The organism is Desulfotomaculum sp., assembly GCA_003513005.1.
Classification (GTDB): Bacteria; Bacillota; Desulfotomaculia; order Desulfotomaculales; family Nap2-2B; genus 46-80.
In genome coordinates, this window is the sequence record DOTD01000047.1 from 1 (window position 1) to 20843 (window position 20843).

Sequence of the window (20843 nt, forward strand, 5' to 3'; positions counted from 1 at the left end):
CCCTCGCTCCACAAAACTTTTTTGCCTGCTGCCAAGGTGACGGCATCGGCTTCCCCTTTGTTTTTCTAACGTGTCTCTACCCCTTCACCCTTTCTCATTCCGGCTCGCATGGTTTCCTGCCTCCCCTTAAACCTCCCCCCGCTTCTTTGGCTCCAAGGCTGGATAACGGCGGCTTGCTGGGCCTTACCGGGCCGGGTTCCCACCGGCTATATTCCCAACGCCGAACTGGCGCACCACCCGTTTCACCATACCCGAAGGAAGTCTTAAAGTCAATAAAAACCCCCACGCCCGTTTATAAGCGAAGGGGGTTTGGGTTTGACCAATTTTTAAAGGTGCAATTACATCATTGGGGGCATGCCGCCGCCCATGCCGCCGCCCATGCCGCCGAAATCATCCTTCTTGTCGGGTTTGTCGGCGACCAGGGTTTCAGTCGTCAGGATCATCGCCGAGATGGATGCTGCGTTTTGCAGAGCTGAACGGGTAACCTTTGCAGGATCGACAATACCAGCTTCAATCATGTTGACATAGACACCATCTAAGGCGTTAAAACCAACGCCGGGGGCGGATGTCTTAACTTTTTCCACAACTACGGAACCTTCCACGCCGGCATTATTGGCGATCTGCCTCACGGGCTCTTCCAGGGCTTTGCGGATTATGTTAATCCCTGTATTTTCGTCCGGGGTTTCGCCCTTCATGTCTTCCAGCGACTTTACGGCTTCGATATACGCTACGCCGCCGCCGGGGACAATGCCTTCTTCGACAGCCGCCCGGGTTGCGTTGAGGGCGTCTTCAATGCGCAGTTTCTTTTCTTTCATCTCTGTTTCGGTTGCGGCGCCAACCTGGATGACGGCTACTCCGCCGGCCAGTTTGGCAAGGCGCTCCTGCAGTTTTTCACGGTCGAAATCAGAGGTTGTTTCTTCGATCTGCTTCTTGATAGAAGCTATTCTGGCGGTTATAGTGCCGGGACTGCCGGCGCCGCCGACAATAATTGTTTCTTCTTTCTTAATTCTAACCTTTGATGCTTTGCCCAGCATGTCAACAGTTGCCTTGTCAAGCTTTAAACCGAGTTCTTCGGTGATCACAGTGCCGCTGGTAAGGATGGCGATGTCTTCGAGCATGGCCTTGCGCCTGTCTCCAAAGCCGGGCGCCTTTACGGCCGCGCATGATACCGTGCCGCGCAGTTTGTTCAGCACCAATGTCGCCAGGGCTTCGCCTTCAATATCTTCAGCAATGATCACGATTGACCGGCCGGACTGGACAACTTTTTCCAGAACGGGCAGCAGTTCCGCGATTGCGCTGATCTTCTTGTCTGTGAGCAGGATGTATGGATCGTTAAATGTAGCTTCCATCTTGTCAGCGTCTGTAATCATATAGGGAGAAATATAACCCCGGTCGAAGTTCATTCCTTCGACTATTTCAAGGGTCGTTCCAATGCCCTTGGATTCCTCAACGGTGATTACGCCGTCCTTGCCGACTTTCTCCATGGCTTCGGAAACCAGTTCACCAATGGCAGTATTATTTGCGGAAATGGACGCAACCTGGGAAATGGCAGCTTTGGTCTCAATCTTTTTGGCGCTGGATTTGATTGCTTCAACGACTCTTTCGACTGCTTTCTCAATTCCCAGTTTGACGATCATGGGGTTGGCGCCGGCGGCAACATTCTTCATGCCCTCGCGTACAATTGCCTGGGCTAAAACTGCTGCGGTTGTGGTGCCGTCTCCGGCGACATCGTTTGTTTTTGTGGCTACTTCCTTGACCAGTTGGGCGCCCATGTTTTCAAGCGGGTCGCTCAATTCGATTTCCCGGGCGATGGTGACACCGTCGTTGATAATCATGGGAGAACCGAATTTTTTCTCCAGCACAACGTTGCGGCCTTTGGGGCCAAGTGTTACACGGACCGTATCCGCCAGGGCATTGACTCCCTTTTCTAATGCACGTCTTGCTTCTTCACGGAAGACGATATCTTTTCCAGCCAATTTCTCATACCTCCTTAATTATTTTACAATTACGCCAAGAATGTCAGATTCGCGCATAATCAGGTATTCAACATCATCAAGTTTAATCTCGTTACCGGCATATTTAGAGAAAAGTATCTTGTCTCCTACTTGAAGGTCAATTGACACTCTTGTGCCATTGTCCAGCAGCCTGCCCGGACCTACTGCTACGACTTCCCCTTCCTGGGGCTTTTCTTTCGCTGTCTCCGGCAGTACAATGCCTCCTTTAGTTACTTCTTCGCCCGGCAGTGGTTTGATGACTACCCTTTCACCTAGTGGTCTGATCACCTAAAAAACCCTCCTTAAGGATATTATAAGTTGGTTTTTGGTTGTTAGCACTCGATAATAGTGAGTGCTAACAACAGCTAAATAATATTAAAGAGTGACATTTATGACAACCATCATTCTCCAACAAAATAGCCCGTCTTCGATGATTAGGATGCCTTTTCTTCAGATTTCTTTATCTTTCCTTTTATTTTCATGTTTTGTTCTTTTATTCTTTCCGCTGTATGGGATTTTTATACCGGGTAAAGGCAAATATTTCTTTTAACCACCGCATTCCCCGGTTCTGCCGGTGAGGATTTCCATCCCGTGGATAAGTGTGGGAAAAAGTATGTCCAGGCACTCCTTTACCGCCTTAATGCTTCCGGGCAGATTTATAATCAGGGTGCCTTTTCTGATTCCAGCAGTTGCCCTGCTCAGCATAGCCTGCGGGGTCTTTTTTGAACTTTCCAGGCGCATAATTTCAGGAATGCCGGGCACTTCTTTTTCAATGACCTTTTTAGTCGCTTCCGGTGTGTTGTCACGCGGGGAAAATCCCGTCCCGCCGGTGGTAAAGATCAGGTCCAGTTTCTCTTCATCGCACATGGCAAGCAGGGCTTTTTCCAATCCTTCAAGATCGTCGGGCACGATAAGGTAAGCTTTTACCTTCCAGCCCAATGCCTCAATAAATTCCCTGATTGCTGCTCCGCTCAGGTCATCGCGTTTTCCACTCGATCCTTTGTCACTGGCCGTAAGGATTCCTACAGAATACATTTGATGTCGCTCCTTTGGATTTTATCGCCATTAAGTTTAACATACTTGTACTGGTTTTTCCAACGCGGTAAAATAACCTGGGAGGTTTTTAAGTTTGCCGGATTACACTACCTCAATTGAAGTCAAACGTTATAACCACAGCAGCGGGCTGTCCGTATCACAGGATATGATTTAAAATTGCCAGGATCAAATCACCTATGATTATTTCACGCGGCGCCCCCACCGATATGGCGCTTGGCATAGCAAAACAGTTAGGCATAACGGTTATTGGATTTGCCCGTCCTGATAAGTTTAACATTTATACAAACGATCAAAGGATTGCGGTTAGAAAATAAAGGAGGGCTTAAAAAATGATGCCTACTTCAAAGGTGGTTATCGAAACAACCGAGGTGGACAGTAAGAAATCTACTGTCTTACAGGACGTGGTAGTCAAGGAGAGACAGGTTAACCTCCTTTTCAACGGCTACGAACTTGGAGTTATAGACGGTATCCAGGATTCACTGCGGGAACTTGCCCTTGGCTTTCTTTTTACTGAGGGATATCTCCGTAGAAAAGATGAATTGAAACGGATTTTTCTAAGCGATAACAGCAGTCTGCTTATGGTGGAGACGCTTGCCTATGAACCGAAAGAGGAGGATTTTACAAGGCCTATTGGTGCCAGTTCTAAAAGCAGGTGGCCTTCACTGCGGCCGGAAGGCCATGAGGAGACTCTGAATCCGGTCGTGTCCGATCTTGTTGTATCATATGAACAGGTAATCAGCCTGAATCTTCAGTTTGATTATCTATCTGTACTTTTAGCGTCAACAAGGGCCACTCATGGAGCGGCCCTGTGCACGAACAGCAAAATTATCCGGCTTTTTGAGGATATCAGCAGGTTCAACGCAATGGATAAGGTGGTCGGTTTTACTTTCTTTGAGGAAATACCCCCATCTGACAAACTTATATTTTTCAGCGGCCGGATTTCTTCCGGAATTATTACAAAGCTTTTGCGTATTGGGGTACCGGTGATTGTTTCTCGGGACTACCCTACCGATCAGGCGATTGAGCTGGCGCGTGAAAAAGGTATTACAACAGTAGGCGCCGTCAAGGATGACAAATTTATCATTTACACCCACGGAGAAAGGGTTGATCTGGGCAGCAAGGCAAAAACCTGCTTTTAAAAGCAGCCCAATTCGCAGGATTTGAGCTTTATTTTCAGGCTGTTGCAGGCATTTCCCACAGTACGAGGCCGGACCTTTAGTTTTGCAGCCAGTTGGCGTGCCCCTGAACAGGTCAACTTGCCGTCAACGGCTGCTTTTTTAACAGCTTCCAGTAACTGCTGTGATATCTCGTCGCCGGTTTCTACATCTGTCTGCTTCTGGTGGCTGGCAAGTTTTGCTTTAAAATAGTGTTCTGCATAGATTGCTCCAAGCGGGTTATGGGCAAGAACCCGGTCCTTTACTGCAAGAACTGTTATCGGCGCTGAAGAGTAGCGGATAAAAAGAGTGTCGTGGCCCACACACAGACCGAGTAAGATATTCAGCTGCGTACCCGCTTCTTTTAAAAGTCCGGCTTGCGCAATAGGGTTGCACATGGCTTCAAACTGGCCGGGCCGTACTTTCTGGCTGTCATTCAAACCGAGTTTTTCTTTGTCCTGGGCTCCTGTTTTACATACCACAGAGGTTACCTTAAATCCGGCGTTCTGTAATATTATGGATACCTGCCTTGCCTCTTTTCGCAGACCTACACAAAAAGCAAGCCCAAGTTCTTTAAAACCAGCACGCCAGCTGAATTCGATAATTTCCTCCAGTCTCGTCCAGATGCCGTAGCCTTCCGATTCGACCAGTGCGGAGTTATAGCTGATGTTTTTGATCTCTTCCTTTTCGTACTCGCGGAGCGTTTCCTCGTAAAATTCCTGGTGATCCTGCATGGGGCAGTGATCCGGTATTTTTTCCAGCCGTCCGTCCCAACAGGCAAACTGACCGCAGTTAGCGCAATTGCTCATCGGTGGCGCCTCCTTATAGTCCGGCTAAAATAAAAACTGTACCATATTACATAATTACATATATCTTTACGGGCATTTTAGCCGGAAGTTTTTTATACTAAAGATTTCTCTGGATCCAGGCTATTTCCTTCAAGTTTAAATTATTCGGTAAAAATAAATCTTTGTGTTTTAAAATAAGCTTACTGGAAAAAATAAAGAAGGAAAAAATTGTGCTAAAGTCGAATTATCTCTAGGCTGTTAATTTTAAGTAATAATTTAGGAGGTTAATGAGTTGGCAAAAGTTTTGTATGACTCGGATGTAAAGATGGATGCCCTGAGCGGCAAAAAAATAGCGGTGATCGGTTATGGAAGCCAGGGGCATGCTCAAGCGCAGAATTTAAAAGACAGCGGTCTGGATGTTGTAGTTGGGGAATTAAAAGGGACCGCTGCCTTTGACCAGGCTGTAAAAGACGGCCTTAATGTTGTCAGCGCCGCGGAGGCAGCAAAGGCAGCCGATATTATCCAATTTCTGGTCCCCGATCAGTACCAGGCGGACGTTTATAAAAAAGAGGTTGTGGAAGGACTTGAAGAAGGAAACGCCCTGATGTTTTCCCATGGTTTTAATATTCACTTCCACCAGATTGTCCCGCCGGCAAATATTGACGTAATGATGATCGCGCCCAAAAGTCCCGGTCACCTGGTGCGCAGGATGTACACCGAGGGCAGGGGTGTGCCGGCCCTGCTGGCGGTATTCCAGGACTATACCGGCAAAGCGTATGAACTGGCCTTAGCTTACGCCTGGGGCATCGGCGCAACACGGGCGGGCGTAATTGAAACTACCTTCAGGGAGGAAACCGAGACCGATCTTTTTGGTGAGCAATGCGTCCTCTGCGGCGGCGTGACCTCTCTTGTCAAGACAGGGTTTGAAGTGCTGGTTGAAGCCGGTTATCAGCCGGAGATAGCTTATTTTGAATGCATGCATGAACTAAAGCTGATTGTCGATTTGATGTACGAGCAGGGTCTGTCGATGATGCGCTACTCGATCAGCGACACTGCCGAGTACGGGGATCTGACAAGGGGACCGAGATTAATTAACGGCGCCGTAAAGGAAGAAATGGAATATATCCTGGAAGAAATTCAAACCGGGGAATTTGCACGGGAATGGATTCTTGAGAACCTGGCCAACCGTCCGGTTTTCCAGGCCCTTCGGGATAGGGAGAAGGAGCATCTGATCGAGATAGTGGGCGCCGAACTTCGGGCGATGATGCCCTGGTTGAGGGACCGGGGTTAAAACACCGCCGCGGCTTAATAAATATAGGAAGTAACAGGCGGTAACTGGCTTTTTGCAGCTTTTGATCCTGCACGTTTATATATATTGCAAAAAGGTTTGAGCCGCCATTATTTTTACTTAAACAGGTTTAATTGGGGGATAAAAGATGGCGGCAGATTATCAGGATTACTACGAAACCCTGGGTATTAACCGGGGCGCTACGGAAAAAGAAATCAAGGCCGCATACCGGAAGCTTGCCCGTAAATGGCACCCTGATCTGCACACGGGCAAAAAGAAAAAGGATGCAGAGGAAAAATTTAAAAAGATTAATGAGGCTTACGAGGTTCTCAGCGATCCCGAGAAAAGGGCAAAATATGACCATCTGGGCAGCAACTGGCAGGCGCAGGATTTTGGGCCTCCTCCCGGAGCGGGTAAAGATGTCCATTTTTATTCGGATACGGATTTAAAAGGCGGTTTTAGCGAATTTTTTCAAACGCTTTTTGGAGATCGCTTCAACAGGGCCGAGACAGCCTATCGTTCCCATGCTGTTAACGGCCGGGATGTGGAGAGTGAGATCGAACTTACTCTGGAAGAGGTATATCATGGTACGACCAAGGGTTTCCAGGTTTCCAACGGCGCTATCTGCCATATGTGCGGAGGTACGGGATACCAGGATAGAAGTTTTTGCCCGGCTTGCGGGGGAACCGGGACCCTGCCGGAAACCAAAACGCTGCAGGTTAAGGTTCCGCCGGGCCTTTCGGAAGGAAGCCGCATCCGCCTGCGGGGCCAAGGAGGGGAGGGCCTTTCCGGAGGCAAAAGGGGAGACCTGTACCTGAAGGTGCATATTCTCCCACACCCCCATTTTACTCTAAAGGAAAACGATCTGGAGACAGAAGCCGTTATTTCTCCCGAGGATGCGGTGCTGGGAGCCAGGGTATCCGTACAGACACTTGACGGCCTTGTCACGATGACAGTTCCCCCGGGAAGCCACGCAGGGAAGAGGCTCAGGCTGAAAGAAAAGGGGATCCCCACCAAAGGCGGAGGCCGCGGAGATCAGTATGTCCGTATTGTAATCGACATTCCGGAATTTATCACCGAAGAGCAGAGACACTTATACCGGCAGCTTAAAGAAACTAAAACGGGGTAGAGATCAATGACTGAATATTCATTACAGGTATACCTTCACAGTATTAAAGAAGAAATGCTTGATGTCAACGAACTGGAAGTGCATCCTGAAATAATTGACATACTCAGCGAACTGGGTATTGTAGAGGTTATTGACGGCTGTATCGGCCCTGAAAATATTTACCGGGTAAGAAAAATGATCAGGCTAAAAAATTCTTTCAGCCTGAACTGGCAGGGCGCGGCTATTATTCTCGATCTTCTTGAGCAGATTGAAAAACTCCAGGAAGAGATTGAACAACTTAGAAAAAGGTGATTATATGGACTTCAACCATTTTACACAGAAATCCAGGGAGGCCCTCTCCGCTGCTCAACAGCTTGCTGCCGGGAAAAACCACCAGGAAGTCGGCCAGAAGCATCTTCTGGAGGCATTGCTTGCCCGGCAGGACGGTTTGGCAGCCCGAATAATCACGGGTTCGGGGACAGACCTGGCAACTCTAAAAAGCGGTTTGTCAGATCTGATAAAAAAGATACCTGTTGTTACCGGCTACAGTGGAGAACTGCGGATCAGCGCCTCACTTTCCAGGGTCCTGGCGCAGGCTGACAAGGAAGCGCAGCTTTTAAAGGATGATTTTATAAGCGTCGAGCACCTGCTGTTGGCTTTGGCCGAGATGGCCGAATGGGATCTGGGAAATCTCTTTAAGCAGATGGGCATAACCAGGGCCAGCCTGCTCGATTCCATGCGTTCCATAAGGGGAAACCAGAGGGTGACCTCTGATAATCCTGAGGAGACATACCAGTCCCTGGAGCGGTACGGGAGGGATCTGACCAGCCTGGCTGGCGCCGGGAAGATCGATCCTGTAATCGGCAGGGACGATGAAATACGAAGGATTATTGAGATTCTGTCACGGCGCACCAAAAATAACCCTGTTTTAATCGGTGAGCCCGGAGTTGGCAAGACAGCCATCGTGGAGGGACTGGCCAGAAGAATCATTGCCCGGGATGTTCCCGAGGGGCTGAAGGAGAAGAAGCTGATTTCCCTTGACATGGGCGCGCTGATCGCAGGCGCCAAATACAGGGGTGAGTTTGAAGAAAGGCTGAAGGCGGTTTTAAAAGAAGTCCAGGAATCTTCGGGAAAAGTGATCCTTTTTATCGATGAACTGCATACCGTTGTCGGCGCAGGTGCGGCGGAGGGCGCTATGGACGCCGGGAACCTGCTCAAGCCGATGCTGGCGCGCGGCGAACTGCGCTGTATCGGGGCGACAACCATTGATGAGTACCGCAAACATATCGAAAAGGACGCCGCTTTAGAAAGGCGCTTCCAGCCAGTTCTGGTCAACCCTCCCTCGGTGGAGGATACTATTTCCATCCTGCGCGGCTTAAAGGAGCGGTACGAGGTTTTTCACGGTGTCAGGATTCAGGACGCCGCGCTGGTTGCTGCCGCTGTATTGTCTGACCGGTATATAACGGACCGTTTTCTTCCAGATAAAGCCATTGATCTGGTAGACGAGGCCACCGCCCGCCTGCGTACGGAAATTGACAGCATGCCCACGGCTCTGGACGAGGTAAACCGGCGTGTGATGCAGCTTGAGATTGAGAAAGCCGCCTTAAAAAAAGAAAAAGATCAGGGTTCCCAGGAAAGGCTGAAAAAGATTGAGGAGACACTTGAAGAATTAAGAAGTGAGTCCGCCGATTTAAAAGCCCGGTGGGATGTTGAAAAACAGGCTATCACCAGGATCAGGCAGCTCAAGCAGGACATCGAGGAAACCAGGATGGAAATTGAAAAGGCGGACAGGGAATATGATTTAGACAGGCTGGCCGAACTGAAATACGGCCGCCTGAATGAACTGGAAAAAAAGCTCAAGGCGGAGGAAGAATCGCTTGCAGGTCAGCAGAAGCATAAGATGCTGCTTAAAGAAGAAGTCGATGAAGAAGATATTGCCAAGGTGGTCAGCAGATGGACAGGCATAAACGTAAGCAGGCTTATGGAAGGCGAAAAGGAAAAACTGATTCACCTTGAGGAAATTTTACATGAGCGTGTTATTGGGCAGGATGAGGCGGTAACCGCAGTCGCCGACGCAGTGATCAGAGCGCGCGGCGGCATCAAAGACCCGAACCGGCCGGTGGGCAGTTTCATCTTTCTGGGGCCGACCGGTGTCGGCAAGACTGAACTTGGACGGGCGCTTGCCGAGGCTTTATTTGATGATGAGCGAAACATGATCCGGCTGGATATGTCCGAATATATGGAAAAGCATACTGTAGCCAGACTGATTGGGGCGCCTCCGGGATATGTGGGCTATGAAGAAGGTGGGCAGCTTACGGAAGCGGTCAGGCGTAAGCCGTACTGCGTAGTTCTCTTCGACGAAATTGAAAAAGCTCACAATGACGTTTTTAATGTCCTTCTCCAGATCCTCGATGACGGGAGGCTGACGGACGGCAAGGGCAAGACGGTTGATTTTCGCAATACTATTATTATCATGACCTCAAATGTCGGAAGCCAGGAAATACTTAACCGCCAGGAAGTGGGCGGCGATTACGATAGAATGAAGTCAAGCGTTCTGGCCTTGCTAAGGCAGTATTTCAGGCCGGAATTCTTGAACCGGATGGACGAGGTAATCGTTTTTCATGCTCTGGAAAGGGATCAGATAAAGAAGATTGCCGTCTTGTTGTTGAAAAAACTCAACCTGCGTCTTGCTCAGACAACAAATTGCACCCTGAAGTGGACCGACGGCGCTGTGGACTATCTGGCCGAAAAAGGCTATGAACCTGAGTTCGGCGCAAGGCCGTTAAAAAGGGTGATTCAGCAGGAGGTAGAGACGCAGCTGTCACGAAAGATAGTCAGGGGAGAAATAAAGCAGGGGGACGTGATCACCTTAAAACAAGGGGAAATAGGTCTCTATTTCGACATTGGCGAGAATGAGCACGTAGACAGTTGACCTCCCCTAAGCTGATAGAAAAGAAATCTTAATGCCAAAGTTAAAAGGGTAATGATGTGAGTTATTTACATGCCGCCTTTGCAGCGCCGCTAGTCCGGTCCGAAGCAAGCCATGCTGCTGTCGGCGTGGAGCACCGGAGAGAGCATTGATAATGCCGTGCCTATCGGTCTCACAAAAACTAATTTTCAAGATAGTTTCATATTCAGGCAAAGGATATCGTTTGAAATAATAAAGTGAAACGGAGTGATTGGAACGTGTTGATGATTGAAAATTTGAAAGTCAGTCTGGAGGACAGGGAGGTATTGAAGGGAGTTAACCTGGAAATCAAACCGGGTGAGGCGCATGTTCTTTTTGGCCCGAACGGCTCCGGCAAAACCTCGCTGCTGATGACTTTAATGGGTTTTTCAAACTACCGCGTGACAGAAGGTACGATTAATTTCAAAGGCCGGGACATTACCGGAATGAGCATTAATGAAAGGGCAAGGCTGGGAATAGGTATGTCCTTTCAAAGGCCGCCGACAATCAAAGGCTTAAAAACACGCCAGATGGTAGCCCTGTGCAGCCCGGGTAAAGAAATCCCGCTGGAAGAGATGGCTGCCCGCTTAAATTTTGAAAAATTTTTAGACAGGGACTTAAATGCCGGTTTCTCCGGGGGGGAAATTAAAAGATCCGAACTTCTGCAGTTGATGGCGCAGAATCCGGACCTGATCCTGCTGGACGAACCGGAGTCGGGCGTCGACCTGGAGAGCATATCCTTGATCGGCGAAGTGATTAATGAGCTTCTAGAGCGCAAACCGGGCAAAGACCACTCCTCGTCTTCACGGGAAAAAAGAAACAAGAGATCTAAAGCCGGCCTGCTAATCACCCATACGGGGTATATTTTGAATTATGTAGACGCGGATATGGGTCATGTGCTCTATGACGGATTCTTATCCTGCCACGGCAACCCGCGTGAGACTTTAAAGTGCATTCAGGAAATGGGCTACCAGGAATGCATGCGCTGCATGATTTAATATGGAAAGGAGAATGAAAGAATGAAAGGGGCAAAGGAAAGCAAGCTTCAAAAAGCCCGTGACGCAGCCGAAAAAAAGGCTCTTTTTGGTGAAGATCTTGATCTCGGCCGGTTTATCCATAAAGCGCCGTCACGTTCAAATATGAAGGACCTTTCTTCCTTATCACAGTTAGATAAAAAAGAACTGCTCACCGCGGGCGTGGACCCGGAGGCCAGGGAGCGATCCGGCAGTTTTATGCAGATAGATCACTCGGTTGTGCATCATGATATATTTCAGGATGGTCTGGAGATTATGAGTACCAGTGAAGCCCGGGAGAAATATGACTGGCTGGAGGATTATTACTGGCACGCTGTAGCGGTGGATACCGACAAATATACTGCCAGAGCAGAGCTGCATCAAGAGCATGGTTATTTTATCCGTGCCCTGCCGGGTGTTAAAACAGCGTTTCCCCTGCAGGCCTGCCTTTTCACTGCCCAAGACAGGCTGGCCCAGGAAGTACACAATATAGTGATTGCCGAGGAAGGTTCGGAACTGCACATTATTTCAGGATGCGCTTCTTCACATAATGTAAAGGCCGGCTTACATATCGGAGTTTCTGAGTTTTATGTAAAAAAGGGCGCCAGGCTGAGTTTTACAATGATCCATAACTGGGCTGAGGAATTCGCGGTCAGGCCCCGCAGCGCCACCATAGTTGAAGAGGACGGCGTGTTTTTATCAAACTACGTCTGCATGAAACCGGTCAAAACTCTGCAGATGTACCCCACAACTTATCTTTCGGGGGCAAACGCAGTTGCCCGCTATAATACCATACTGGTTGCCGTACCAGGTTCATTCATGGATGTAGGCTCGAGAGTTTACCTTAAAGCTCACGGCACAAAGGCGGAGATGATTGCCCGTACTATAACAACAGGCGGTGATGTAATCAACCGCGGACACATCGTGGGAGAGGTAGCTGATTCAAAAGGCCACCTTGAGTGTCACGGCTTGATTCTTTCGGAAAAAGGCCTGATTTACGCTGTTCCCGAGCTGGAAGGAAGGGTTTCCGGGGTTGACCTTTCGCATGAGGCAGCCGTGGGTAAGATTGCCCAGGAGGAAATTGAATACATGATGTCCCGCGGCATGAGCGAGAGTGACGCTACCGCCGCAATCGTGAGGGGATTTTTAAATGTGGATATTATGGGCCTGCCCTCCGAGCTTAAAGAGGAGATAGACAAGACTGTCAACATGCAGGGGATGTTTTAGTTCTTGAAAAGAAGCCAAGAACAGCTCCTAGAAAAAAAACCAGCGGGTAAAAGAATGAGGCGGCGATTGTAACCCAGTAGTACAAGGGGATTTCAAGTATACTTGATGAAGGCAAAAGGGTGAAAAGCGGCGCCAGTGAAGTATGCCATACCTGCAAGAGAAAATCATACGTATTGAAAATAGTTAATTTAAAATAGCTGCCTGAAAAGATACCGCCAGCTATAAGTAAAGAAAGAATTATTGCCGGCAGCTGGCCGAAGGCTCCGCAGAGAAAGAAAGAAGCCAGCGGCCTGTTTTTATTTGACGCATGTCTGTATCCGAGATAGAATAGAAGTGACAGGTAAATCAGCCAGACAATAAAAGAAACGGCCAGCAAATTAAGCGTCACAACAGTTAAACAAATAAAACCGAAATGAAGCAGGTATAAGAACAGAATAAAACGTATATCTACAAAGTTTCGGAATGGAGTGGCGGACATGCGGTTGTTACTCCCCTGAATAACAAATTACATTAATAAGGGGGCTTTTTAAAAGTGAATCGGGAAGGATCCAGTATCCCTTTGAGCAATCAAGATTTATTCCCTGATGCAGATAGGAATACCAGATTAATTTTGTGCAGTACCAGAGTCCGTCTTCTTTTCGCGGGGCAAGGATAAAAAAGGGTCTCCCGGTTTGAGACAGTGCGTAATCAACAGCGGCCTTCTTTTGTCCTGGATCGGCCTTTACCCTTAAGATAGCTGCCCAATCGTAATCATGATAGTCTTGAGCCTCTGCAAGATAAACTCCGCTACTGGCACCCGCATCTACAACCCGGTTATCCCCTGTATACAGCCCGGCGTGGGTGAAAACTCCGTAAGAGCTCCCATGGTTGCCGCCCAGTAGAATGTCTCCCGGTTCAAGAAGAGAAAGATCGAGCTTGTTAGGGTTTCCCCGGAAATCACCGCTGCCAAATTCACCTCTTGAGGCGGCTGCCATGATGAGTACAAACAGGGACGGGGCATCACTGTAAGCGGCAGCCAGGGTTTGCCTCTTCTGAGCTTCTCTGAATGCGAACGTAAGGAAAAGGAGCAGAAGAACAATTGCGGCGGCAGTCAGTCTGCGCATATTACTTTACAGTGCAGCATGTCTTTTTAACAACTCCTAAGATTCTGTTCTGTTTTCCAAAGATATTTTGTACTGGTTCCGTCTAATTATCTCAACAAATTTATGTACTAAAAGGGGATCGAACTGAGTTCCTGAACACTGGAGAAGTTCTGTGATGGCATCTTCGGGAGGCATCGCTTTTCTGTATGGCCTGTCGGATGTCATCGAATCATAGGCGTCCACAATAGCCATGATCCGGCATTCAAGGGGTATTTCTTCCCCTTTCAGGCCGAAGGGATAACCTTCACCATTCCACCATTCATGGTGTTTCAGTATCCAGTCAGCTATTCTAATCAAATCGGGTGTGTACTGAACAATCCTATGTCCGATTTCGCTGTGCCGGCGAATTTCAATAATTTCATCGGGAGTCAGCGTACCTTGCTTAAAGAGGATATCGGCCGAGATGCCTACTTTGCCGATATCATGAAATTGAGCCAAAAGATACATGTCCATAATTTTTCCCCTGGGCAAGTCAATAACTTCAGCCAAGTTTTTAATTAAAGCCTGCAGCCGGTCCACATGGCCTTCTGCGGCGAAGTCGATCACCTCCAAAGATTCCATCAGGGCCCGGATTAATGTGCTGCGGGTGGATTGACTGTTGTATACCTTTTCTTTGTACATTTTATTGTCGGCTTCTTTGAAAAGGTCTGTTACACTGACCTTTTCTCCAATGCTGATTGCGTAACCAATTGAAACACTCAAATAACTTTCAGAGGTTTCTTTATTGTGATTGGTAATGTTTTGCCTTATTCTCCGGCAGGCGTTTTCCATAGTCCTGCTGTCGCAGTTTATTAAAAGAACGGCAAACTCATCGCCGCCGATACGGGCTACCATATCTTCAGCCCGGAAGGAAGACCTGATTGCTTTAGCAGCGGATATAATCAGATTGTCTCCGGCATTATGACCCTGCGTGTCATTAATAAATTTAAGCCCGTCAATGTCACAGACTATTATACCGATTAAAGAGAAACGCCCTTTTTGCAGGCGGTTCATTTCCTGTTCAAAATAAGTGCGGTTATAAAGTCCGGTAAGGTTATCGTGGAGGCTTAAATATTTTAACTGCTCCTCCATCTGTTTGCGTTCGGTAATGTCCCGGCTGGAAAGTATAACACCCGTCAGTTCCTGATTGTCGTCCAACAAGGGGTTAGCTATCGTTTCCAGCCAGATGTAGCCTTTTTTTGAAAGCTTGTAACGGTATTCGAACCTTTTTGAAATTTTTGTTTGAGTTACCGCCCAAAAGGCTGAAAACGCATATCCTGAGTCGTCGGGATGGATATTGTTTGTAAAAGATTTTCCAAGAAGATCTTCTGTCTTATAACCTAAAATTGTCTTGTACGAAGGTGAAACATAGCGGGAAATACCATCGATGTCGGTTGTGCAAATCATATCCAGCATATTATCGGTTATGCCGCGCAATAGTTGTTCATTTTCCTGGATGGTTTCTTCCGCTTGTTTCTGTTCGGTAATATCAAAACAGATCCCGGCCATTCCGGTTACCCGGCCTTCCTTAATTAATGGCCTGCTGGAAACACTTAAATAATATTCTTTTTTTCTGATTGCACTTGAAACCCGGTAGACATTGTTTATTTTTTCGCCCTTTAAGACGCGTTCCTTGTCCTTCAGGGCAGTTTCCTGGTCGTCAGGGTGGATGAAATCTATAATAGAATGTCCATAATAATCCTCAATTTTTGCGGGAAAGAACATTTTTTCCACAACCGGACTCATGTAAGTAAAATATCCCTGATCATCTGTTAAAAAAATAACCTCATTGATATTTTCAACCAGGATTTGATATTTATTTTCGGCGCCGGCCAGCTCATTTTTCAATATAGCGAAATCCGTTAAATCGATCCCAACTGCCAGGATTACCGAATGGCCATGGAGCTGTATATTTTCGGCCGTAACCTTTATTTCCCTTGCCTGGCCTGATTTTGTTTTTACTTTGATTGCATCGTTGTTAAGCTTGTTAAGGAACAGGATTTCCTCCGGGTTTTCATTTAGTTCCCGGAGCGTATATCCCGTAACCTCTAAAAGTCTATCATTAGCGTAAATGATTTGATTATTTTCAAGGATAAAGATTAATTTGTCAGTTAAAAAATCAGCTGATAAGCAAGAGGATAATTTATCTCCCGCCATATTGACCTCCCGGGTTTGTAAAAGTTTCAATATAATTTCTACATCAATAATCTGATTCCTCTATGGTTTATTAGTTTGTAAAAGATTAGTCCGAAAAATGTACTGCAGGAAAAAATGAAAAACCTGTCCATTTGGATTAATCATTTAACGCGTTAATACTTTTTTTTAGAAAAGAATTGAGTTATTATAAATTTGGCTTTTATGCTCAAGTACGCAATCTGCAACGGAAGCCGTAAATGTCAGGGGATGATTTTCTGGATAACGATGCGTATATAAGAAGTGATAACCCGGGAAGAAATGCCCCTTCAGCGTACGGTATGGCGGGGTGAAGAAATAAGCGATCCGGAAATTGAGTTCGCTTGGGATGACGGAGTACGCAAGACGGCAATAGCTAGTTCCAGCCTGTTAATTGACGATAGCGGCTCCGTTTTTGGGGCGGTTGCTTATTTTACGGATATTACCGAACAAAAGCTGACTAAGGAAAAGCTTGGTCATACAAACAAAGTAGTAGAAGGAATTAACAGGATATTAATGCATTCCTTAACCTGCGAAACTGAAGAAGAACTGGACCAAATCTGTTTAAATGTCTGCCAGGAACTAACAGAAAGCCAGTATGGTTTCATTGCAGAAATTAATCCTGCCGGGTATCTGGTAAATATTGCTATAAGCAACTCCGGATGGACGCACTGTCAGATGCAGATGCCCAGTTCAGGAGGAAGAATACTTAGACGGGGTATAGTTCATGGTGTTTACGGAAGGGTGCTTATAGACGGGAAATCCCTATTTGCAAATAATCCGGCCTTGCATCCGGACAGTATCGGCATTCCGGAGGGGCGCCCGCCGGTTAATGCATTTTTAGGCACACCGTTAATCCATAATGGAAAAACCATTGGCACGATCGGGCTGGCGAACCGGGAAGGCGGTTATAGAGAAGAGGGCATAGAAACTGTACTGATATTGATCATATTTATATGTCTGTCTGCCAGTTGATGACCGGACAGGGAGGCTGGCCTTTGACTATCTTCATGACTCCAGAAAAAAAAGCTTTGTCCTTCACGGACCAGATGATAGATCTGTTTTGGGACGCGAAATCCGGTGGTTTTTTCTTTACCGGGAATGACGCAGAGGTTTTAATCGACCGCCCCAAGGAAATCTATGACGGAGCAATACCTTCCCGAAATTCTGCAGCGGCTTATATTCTATCCTGTTTGGCTTCCTATACCGGAAATCAGCGATACAGGGATCTTGCCTGGAATCAGATGCGCCATTTTGCCGGGGAGGCGCGCGAGTACCCTGCCGGCTATGCTTTTTTATTGACCGCCTGGCAGTTTGCCCTCTGGCCTCCCAGGCAAATAATTGTTGCCGCAGGGGGGAAAAATAGTGAGGCGGAAGAAATCCTGGACATTCTGAAAAAAGAGTTTTTTACCGGAATCGGTCATAATTTTCTTCAGTGAGATGCCTACTTGCTCATGTTCGCCTCAGGCCGTCGTTATCACGGTTCGCTCAGGTGCTCCGTACCGACAACGCCAACGGTTCGCTTCGGACAGGACCAGCGGCGCTGCAAAGGCGGCAAGATAGGTAGCGTAATATCTCCAACTTTAATTTGTATTTGTCTGATTGCCAATACCGCCCCTGTCGCCTGGGGGGCTGTCGGCATACCAGTTATTACAGCAGGCGCCGTTACGGGAATCGACGCGATGACAATAAGCAAGTTAATATCCCCATAGTTTTCGGCGCCCTGAACAAAGCTATCATTATTGGCGGTAAACCGCTGGAGGTTGTCTATACTTTCAACTGGCTTTCAGGCACGGGGACAGCCATATTGCTGGCCGGATTAATCACGGCATTTATTCTAAGGATAAAAGCTGCCGAATTGTACAGGATTTTTGCCGACACTTTAAAAAGCCTTCGCTTTGCACTATTAACAATAGCCCTGGTGCTGGGGTTTTCTTATGTCGCCAACTGGTCGGGTATGACACCCACGCTTGGCAAGGCATTTACAGTCGCAGGGGCATTCTTTCCCTTCCTTTCAGCTTTCCTGGGCTGGCTGGGTGTTCTTATTACCGGAAGCGACACTTCTTCCAATGCTCTGTTCGCCAAGACGCAGCAGGTTACGGCGCAATCGACAGGGATTAACCCGGTGCTTACTGTTGCAGCCGATTCATCAGGCGGTGTGATGGGGAAAATGATTTCTCCCCAGAGCATCGTTGTCGGTATGTCATCCACAGGCCTGACGGGGCGGGAAGGCGACCTTTTCCGGTTTACGCTGCCGCACAGTATATTTTTAACGGTAATCGTCGGGCTGATTACAGTTCTTCAGGCTTATGTGTTTCCTTCATTGTTCGGGACGACGGATTGTTATAAAATAAACTGTCTGCAATTTGTATTCTTTGAACTTAATAACATTGTTTTTTGCCTTATTTCACTTAAGTATTAATTGAGGATCATTAGTCGGTTCCTTCCGATATTTATTTCGGGATTAAGAATGACCTTGGTGGCATGGATGAAGTCCGGAAACCTGGCCGATTATTTTTTACTGGAAATTAAGGTTTCTAATGTTTTTTCCAGGGTAAGAAGTTCGGCTTTCTGTCGATGAACCCATTCCAGAATTCCTTTAAGCACTTCTTCTTTTTTCTGATCGGTCAGGTTGCCCAAATCGAGCTCTTCTTCAACAAAATAACTCTGTTTAACTTCAAAGATTTCAGCAAGTTGTTTTAGTGTTTCCGGACGTATGCTGTGAAGTCCCTGCTCCCAATCCCTGATCGCGGATACACTGACTCCGATTATTTTGGCCAGTCCTTCTCTTTTAAGCCCTTTAGTTTTTCTTAAGTTTTTCAGCCTGAAACCAATTACTTTATTCATGTCTTCCATAGTTTATCACCTGCCTTTAATAATGACGTGCCGGCAAGTAAAATTTTGATCTATGAAAAATAAATTCTAGATTATTCTTCTTTTTCCTACTTCGATATTGTAAATTAGAAATATATATCCGTTGTTGGATAATTCTGTTGTTTTTTAGCACCTGTACGGGTAAGATAAACTTACCGTTTAATTTAAAAATAAACAGGATGAGATATTTGGTATGAGATCAGTAATCTTTGCATTTTTGGCTATGCTTTGCTGGGGTATTGGGCCGATACTGGCCAAGACAGGCCTTGTTTCACTGGAGCCTTTTTCAGCGCTGACAATAAGAAGCGTATCCGTTGCAGTCGTCTTGCTGGTCACCGGCCTGTTGACCGGAAAAATGACAGCTTTATCCCAGGCCGATCTCAGGGCTGTTTACTTTATGATAGGCGAGGGAATCTTAGCAGCCTTTTTAGGGCAGATTGCCTACTTTTATGCTTTAAAGATTGGTGAGGCTTCGGTAATCACACCGATTGCGGCGGCATTTCCAATTGTTACGTTGATCCTGGCCGTACTTCTGCTTGGGGAAAACCTTACTGTGCAAAAGTTTGTCGGCTCCGTGCTGATTGTTGCCGGTGTTATTATTGTTAATAGATAAACGGGGTTTTAGTCAAGTATTGATAAAAACGGTTCAGATAGACAAAGCTTTTGAAAGGGGTTATTCGGTGAAAAAATCCATCTTTTTTATAGTGCTTTTGATTGTTTTGGCGGCTTTTTACAAATACGGAATGAAACCAGTGACGGTAACAGCTAAAAATATTCAGCAAAGCACAAATCTAATCGATATTGACTTGAAGATTCCCGTTGTTTCGGGAATGATAAATCAAAAAATCCAGGGCAAGATTAATGGACAGTTCGAAAAAGATGCTCTTGATTTCAGGAAGAAAATTGAAAAGCTTTCCGTACAGGGTAAGCAGGATGCAGATAATTCCGGCTTTCCATTCAGAAAATTTGACTCCACGACCGCTTTTGAGGTTGCCTATAACAAAAATAGCTTGTTAAGTATACCTGTAGAATACTATCAGTTTACAGGCGGCGCTCACGGGTCGACTGAAAAGAAGCCGTATAATTATGATCTGAAGACAGGCCGGGTTATTGCTCTGGGGGATATTTTCAAGGAAGGCTACAATTATAAAGAGGCCATCAACCAGGAAGTCAAAAGGCAGATCAAAGAAAAAAACGACTTATATTTCACACAGCCCGGAATGGAATTTCAAACAATTAAGGAGAACCAGCCGTTCTACTTTGTGGATGGCGGTTTGACAATATATTTTGCACAATATGAAATTGCTCCGTATGCTGCCGGAATACCGGAGTTTAAACTGCCGTTTACCCTTTTTGGCAATAACGTGAAAATTAAAGGTTAGTAAATGTACATTACTAAAGAGAAGGGCTCCCCCATGGAAAGCCCTTCTCTTTAGTCTTAGCTCTGTTTGCTTTTTTGGGGCTTAAAAGAAGGGCAGTTCTCAGACATATATCCTTCACTTTTGCTTAATTCATCGGCTTCCTCGGCCTGACACTGTTTGTTCTTATTATGGGAGCAGTCTTCAAGGTTGCATTTCATCGATCTCACCTACCTTTCTCACCCTATTGTTGCCTTAGCTGGTAATCCTTATACCACCACACGGGAAATATGTTATATATCCTTGAAAAAGCGCATATTGTATTTTTGTATGTGACATTAAAAGACAAACTTCTTCGAAGGAAATATTTTATCTGTGTCAAATACAGAACAAATGGTAACAAAGGGTAAGGAGTTGAAGGCCATGTTTATACAGAGATTAAGCAAAATGATTCTGAAAAAGCTTGCAATGATGGCTGAAGAGAACGGTACTTTCAAGTTTTATGTTTCCGATGTTGAGCTGTATTATATCTTTGAAGATTTTGATCCCAAGAAAATTAACCTTGCTGTGGAATACCTTAGCGAGAATAACTATGTTAGACTTGAACAAACTTCATCAAGTTTTAATATCTGCCTGAACACATCAGGATATGACCGGGCTACCAACAGCCAGATAAGCCTTCTTTACCATTAAAAATTCAGGAAACGAACTGTTATATGTTAGGGATTAAGAAATGAGGAAGA

General features: G+C 46.5%; 23 protein-coding genes. 14 read left to right on the plus strand and 9 right to left on the minus strand.

Annotated elements, in window-relative coordinates; translation table 11 throughout:
- Nucleotides 1-94 precede the first annotated feature (94 nt).
- From DEH07_05770 to DEH07_05785, 4 genes are all read right to left on the minus strand, one after another.
- Nucleotides 95-286 (minus strand): hypothetical protein, encoded by a 192-nt coding sequence (locus DEH07_05770; protein ID HBY04046.1) that lies wholly within the window; start codon nt 284-286, stop codon nt 95-97.
- Nucleotides 287-338: 52 nt separating this feature from the next.
- Complete coding sequence (groL, locus tag DEH07_05775) at nt 339-1976, minus strand: chaperonin GroEL (GenBank protein HBY04047.1); 1638 nt, start codon at nt 1974-1976, stop codon at nt 339-341.
- A gap of 18 nt (nt 1977-1994) precedes the next feature.
- Nucleotides 1995-2282 (minus strand): co-chaperone GroES, encoded by a 288-nt coding sequence (locus tag DEH07_05780; protein HBY04048.1) that lies wholly within the window; start codon nt 2280-2282, stop codon nt 1995-1997.
- Nucleotides 2283-2540: 258 nt separating this feature from the next.
- On the minus strand, nt 2541-3029 hold the full coding sequence (locus DEH07_05785; GenBank protein ID HBY04049.1) for a molybdenum cofactor biosynthesis protein: 489 nt from the start codon (nt 3027-3029) through the stop codon (nt 2541-2543).
- 197 nt (nt 3030-3226) lie between these two features.
- Here DEH07_05785 and DEH07_05790 point away from each other — a divergent pair, with 197 nt between their 5' ends.
- Both DEH07_05790 and DEH07_05795 read left to right on the plus strand, forming a co-directional pair.
- Nucleotides 3227-3364, plus strand: coding sequence for a hypothetical protein (locus DEH07_05790; protein ID HBY04050.1), 138 nt, complete (start codon nt 3227-3229; stop codon nt 3362-3364).
- 15 nt (nt 3365-3379) lie between these two features.
- Complete coding sequence (locus DEH07_05795) at nt 3380-4189, plus strand: formate dehydrogenase accessory sulfurtransferase FdhD (GenBank protein ID HBY04051.1); 810 nt, start codon at nt 3380-3382, stop codon at nt 4187-4189.
- On the opposite strand, the gene DEH07_05800 is transcribed toward DEH07_05795, so the two are convergent.
- Nucleotides 4186-5013: a metal-binding protein gene (locus DEH07_05800; GenBank protein HBY04052.1), complete on the minus strand. Its 828-nt coding sequence runs from the start codon at nt 5011-5013 to the stop codon at nt 4186-4188. The genes DEH07_05795 and DEH07_05800 overlap by 4 nt on opposite strands.
- 271 nt (nt 5014-5284) lie before the next feature.
- Here DEH07_05800 and DEH07_05805 point away from each other — a divergent pair, with 271 nt between their 5' ends.
- The 6 genes from DEH07_05805 to DEH07_05830 all read left to right on the plus strand — a co-directional run bounded on the left by DEH07_05805 (nt 5285) and on the right by DEH07_05830 (nt 12575).
- Nucleotides 5285-6283 carry a ketol-acid reductoisomerase gene (locus DEH07_05805; protein ID HBY04053.1) on the plus strand — a complete coding sequence of 333 codons (999 nt, stop codon included), beginning with the start codon at nt 5285-5287 and terminating at the stop codon, nt 6281-6283.
- Between the two features lie 145 nt (nt 6284-6428).
- Complete coding sequence (locus DEH07_05810; GenBank protein ID HBY04054.1) at nt 6429-7409, plus strand: molecular chaperone DnaJ; 981 nt, start codon at nt 6429-6431, stop codon at nt 7407-7409.
- Nucleotides 7410-7415: 6 nt separating this feature from the next.
- Nucleotides 7416-7700 (plus strand): hypothetical protein, encoded by a 285-nt coding sequence (locus DEH07_05815; GenBank protein ID HBY04055.1) that lies wholly within the window; start codon nt 7416-7418, stop codon nt 7698-7700.
- 4 nt (nt 7701-7704) lie between these two features.
- A complete protein-coding gene (gene clpB / locus DEH07_05820; GenBank protein HBY04056.1) occupies nt 7705-10320 on the plus strand; it encodes an ATP-dependent chaperone ClpB in 2616 nt (871 codons plus the stop codon).
- Between the two features lie 254 nt (nt 10321-10574).
- A complete protein-coding gene (locus tag DEH07_05825; GenBank protein ID HBY04057.1) occupies nt 10575-11333 on the plus strand; it encodes an ABC transporter ATP-binding protein in 759 nt (252 codons plus the stop codon).
- 21 nt (nt 11334-11354) lie between these two features.
- A complete protein-coding gene (locus tag DEH07_05830; protein ID HBY04058.1) occupies nt 11355-12575 on the plus strand; it encodes a hypothetical protein in 1221 nt (406 codons plus the stop codon).
- Here the strand turns inward: DEH07_05830 and DEH07_05835 are convergent.
- Genes DEH07_05835 through DEH07_05845 form a run of 3 tightly spaced genes read right to left on the minus strand, consistent with a single transcriptional unit; the run spans nt 12553 to nt 15853 of the window.
- Nucleotides 12553-13053, minus strand: a complete 501-nt coding sequence (locus DEH07_05835) for a hypothetical protein (protein ID HBY04059.1) — start codon at nt 13051-13053, stop codon at nt 12553-12555. The two genes, DEH07_05830 and DEH07_05835, sit on opposite strands and share 23 nt — an antisense overlap.
- A gap of 7 nt (nt 13054-13060) precedes the next feature.
- Nucleotides 13061-13678 (minus strand): hypothetical protein, encoded by a 618-nt coding sequence (locus DEH07_05840; protein ID HBY04060.1) that lies wholly within the window; start codon nt 13676-13678, stop codon nt 13061-13063.
- A gap of 36 nt (nt 13679-13714) precedes the next feature.
- Nucleotides 13715-15853 carry a hypothetical protein gene (locus DEH07_05845; GenBank protein ID HBY04061.1) on the minus strand — a complete coding sequence of 713 codons (2139 nt, stop codon included), beginning with the start codon at nt 15851-15853 and terminating at the stop codon, nt 13715-13717.
- A gap of 279 nt (nt 15854-16132) precedes the next feature.
- On the opposite strand from DEH07_05845, the gene DEH07_05850 reads away from it, so the two are divergent.
- The 3 genes from DEH07_05850 (at nt 16133) to DEH07_05860 (ending at nt 18290) form a co-directional block, all read left to right on the plus strand.
- Nucleotides 16133-16843, plus strand: coding sequence for a hypothetical protein (locus DEH07_05850; protein HBY04062.1), 711 nt, complete (start codon nt 16133-16135; stop codon nt 16841-16843).
- On the plus strand, nt 16825-17307 hold the full coding sequence (locus DEH07_05855) for a hypothetical protein (protein HBY04063.1): 483 nt from the start codon (nt 16825-16827) through the stop codon (nt 17305-17307). The genes DEH07_05850 and DEH07_05855 overlap by 19 nt, the downstream gene beginning before the upstream one ends.
- Nucleotides 17308-17441: 134 nt before the next feature.
- Nucleotides 17442-18290, plus strand: coding sequence for a hypothetical protein (locus DEH07_05860; protein HBY04064.1), 849 nt, complete (start codon nt 17442-17444; stop codon nt 18288-18290).
- 89 nt (nt 18291-18379) lie between these two features.
- Here DEH07_05860 and DEH07_05865 read toward each other — a convergent pair whose 3' ends face one another.
- Entirely contained in the window at nt 18380-18724 is a 345-nt protein-coding gene (locus tag DEH07_05865; protein ID HBY04065.1) for a hypothetical protein, read from the minus strand.
- A 211-nt stretch (nt 18725-18935) separates the two neighbouring features.
- Here DEH07_05865 and DEH07_05870 point away from each other — a divergent pair, with 211 nt between their 5' ends.
- From DEH07_05870 to DEH07_05880, 3 genes are all read left to right on the plus strand, one after another.
- The gene (locus tag DEH07_05870; GenBank protein HBY04066.1) at nt 18936-19355 is read left to right on the plus strand and encodes a hypothetical protein; all 420 of its coding nucleotides are present in this window, start codon (nt 18936-18938) and stop codon (nt 19353-19355) included.
- Entirely contained in the window at nt 19342-20124 is a 783-nt protein-coding gene (locus DEH07_05875) for a DUF3298/DUF4163 domain-containing protein (protein HBY04067.1), read from the plus strand. The genes DEH07_05870 and DEH07_05875 overlap by 14 nt, the downstream gene beginning before the upstream one ends.
- A gap of 351 nt (nt 20125-20475) precedes the next feature.
- A complete protein-coding gene (locus DEH07_05880) occupies nt 20476-20793 on the plus strand; it encodes a hypothetical protein (protein HBY04068.1) in 318 nt (105 codons plus the stop codon).
- Nucleotides 20794-20843: the final 50 nt, after the last annotated feature.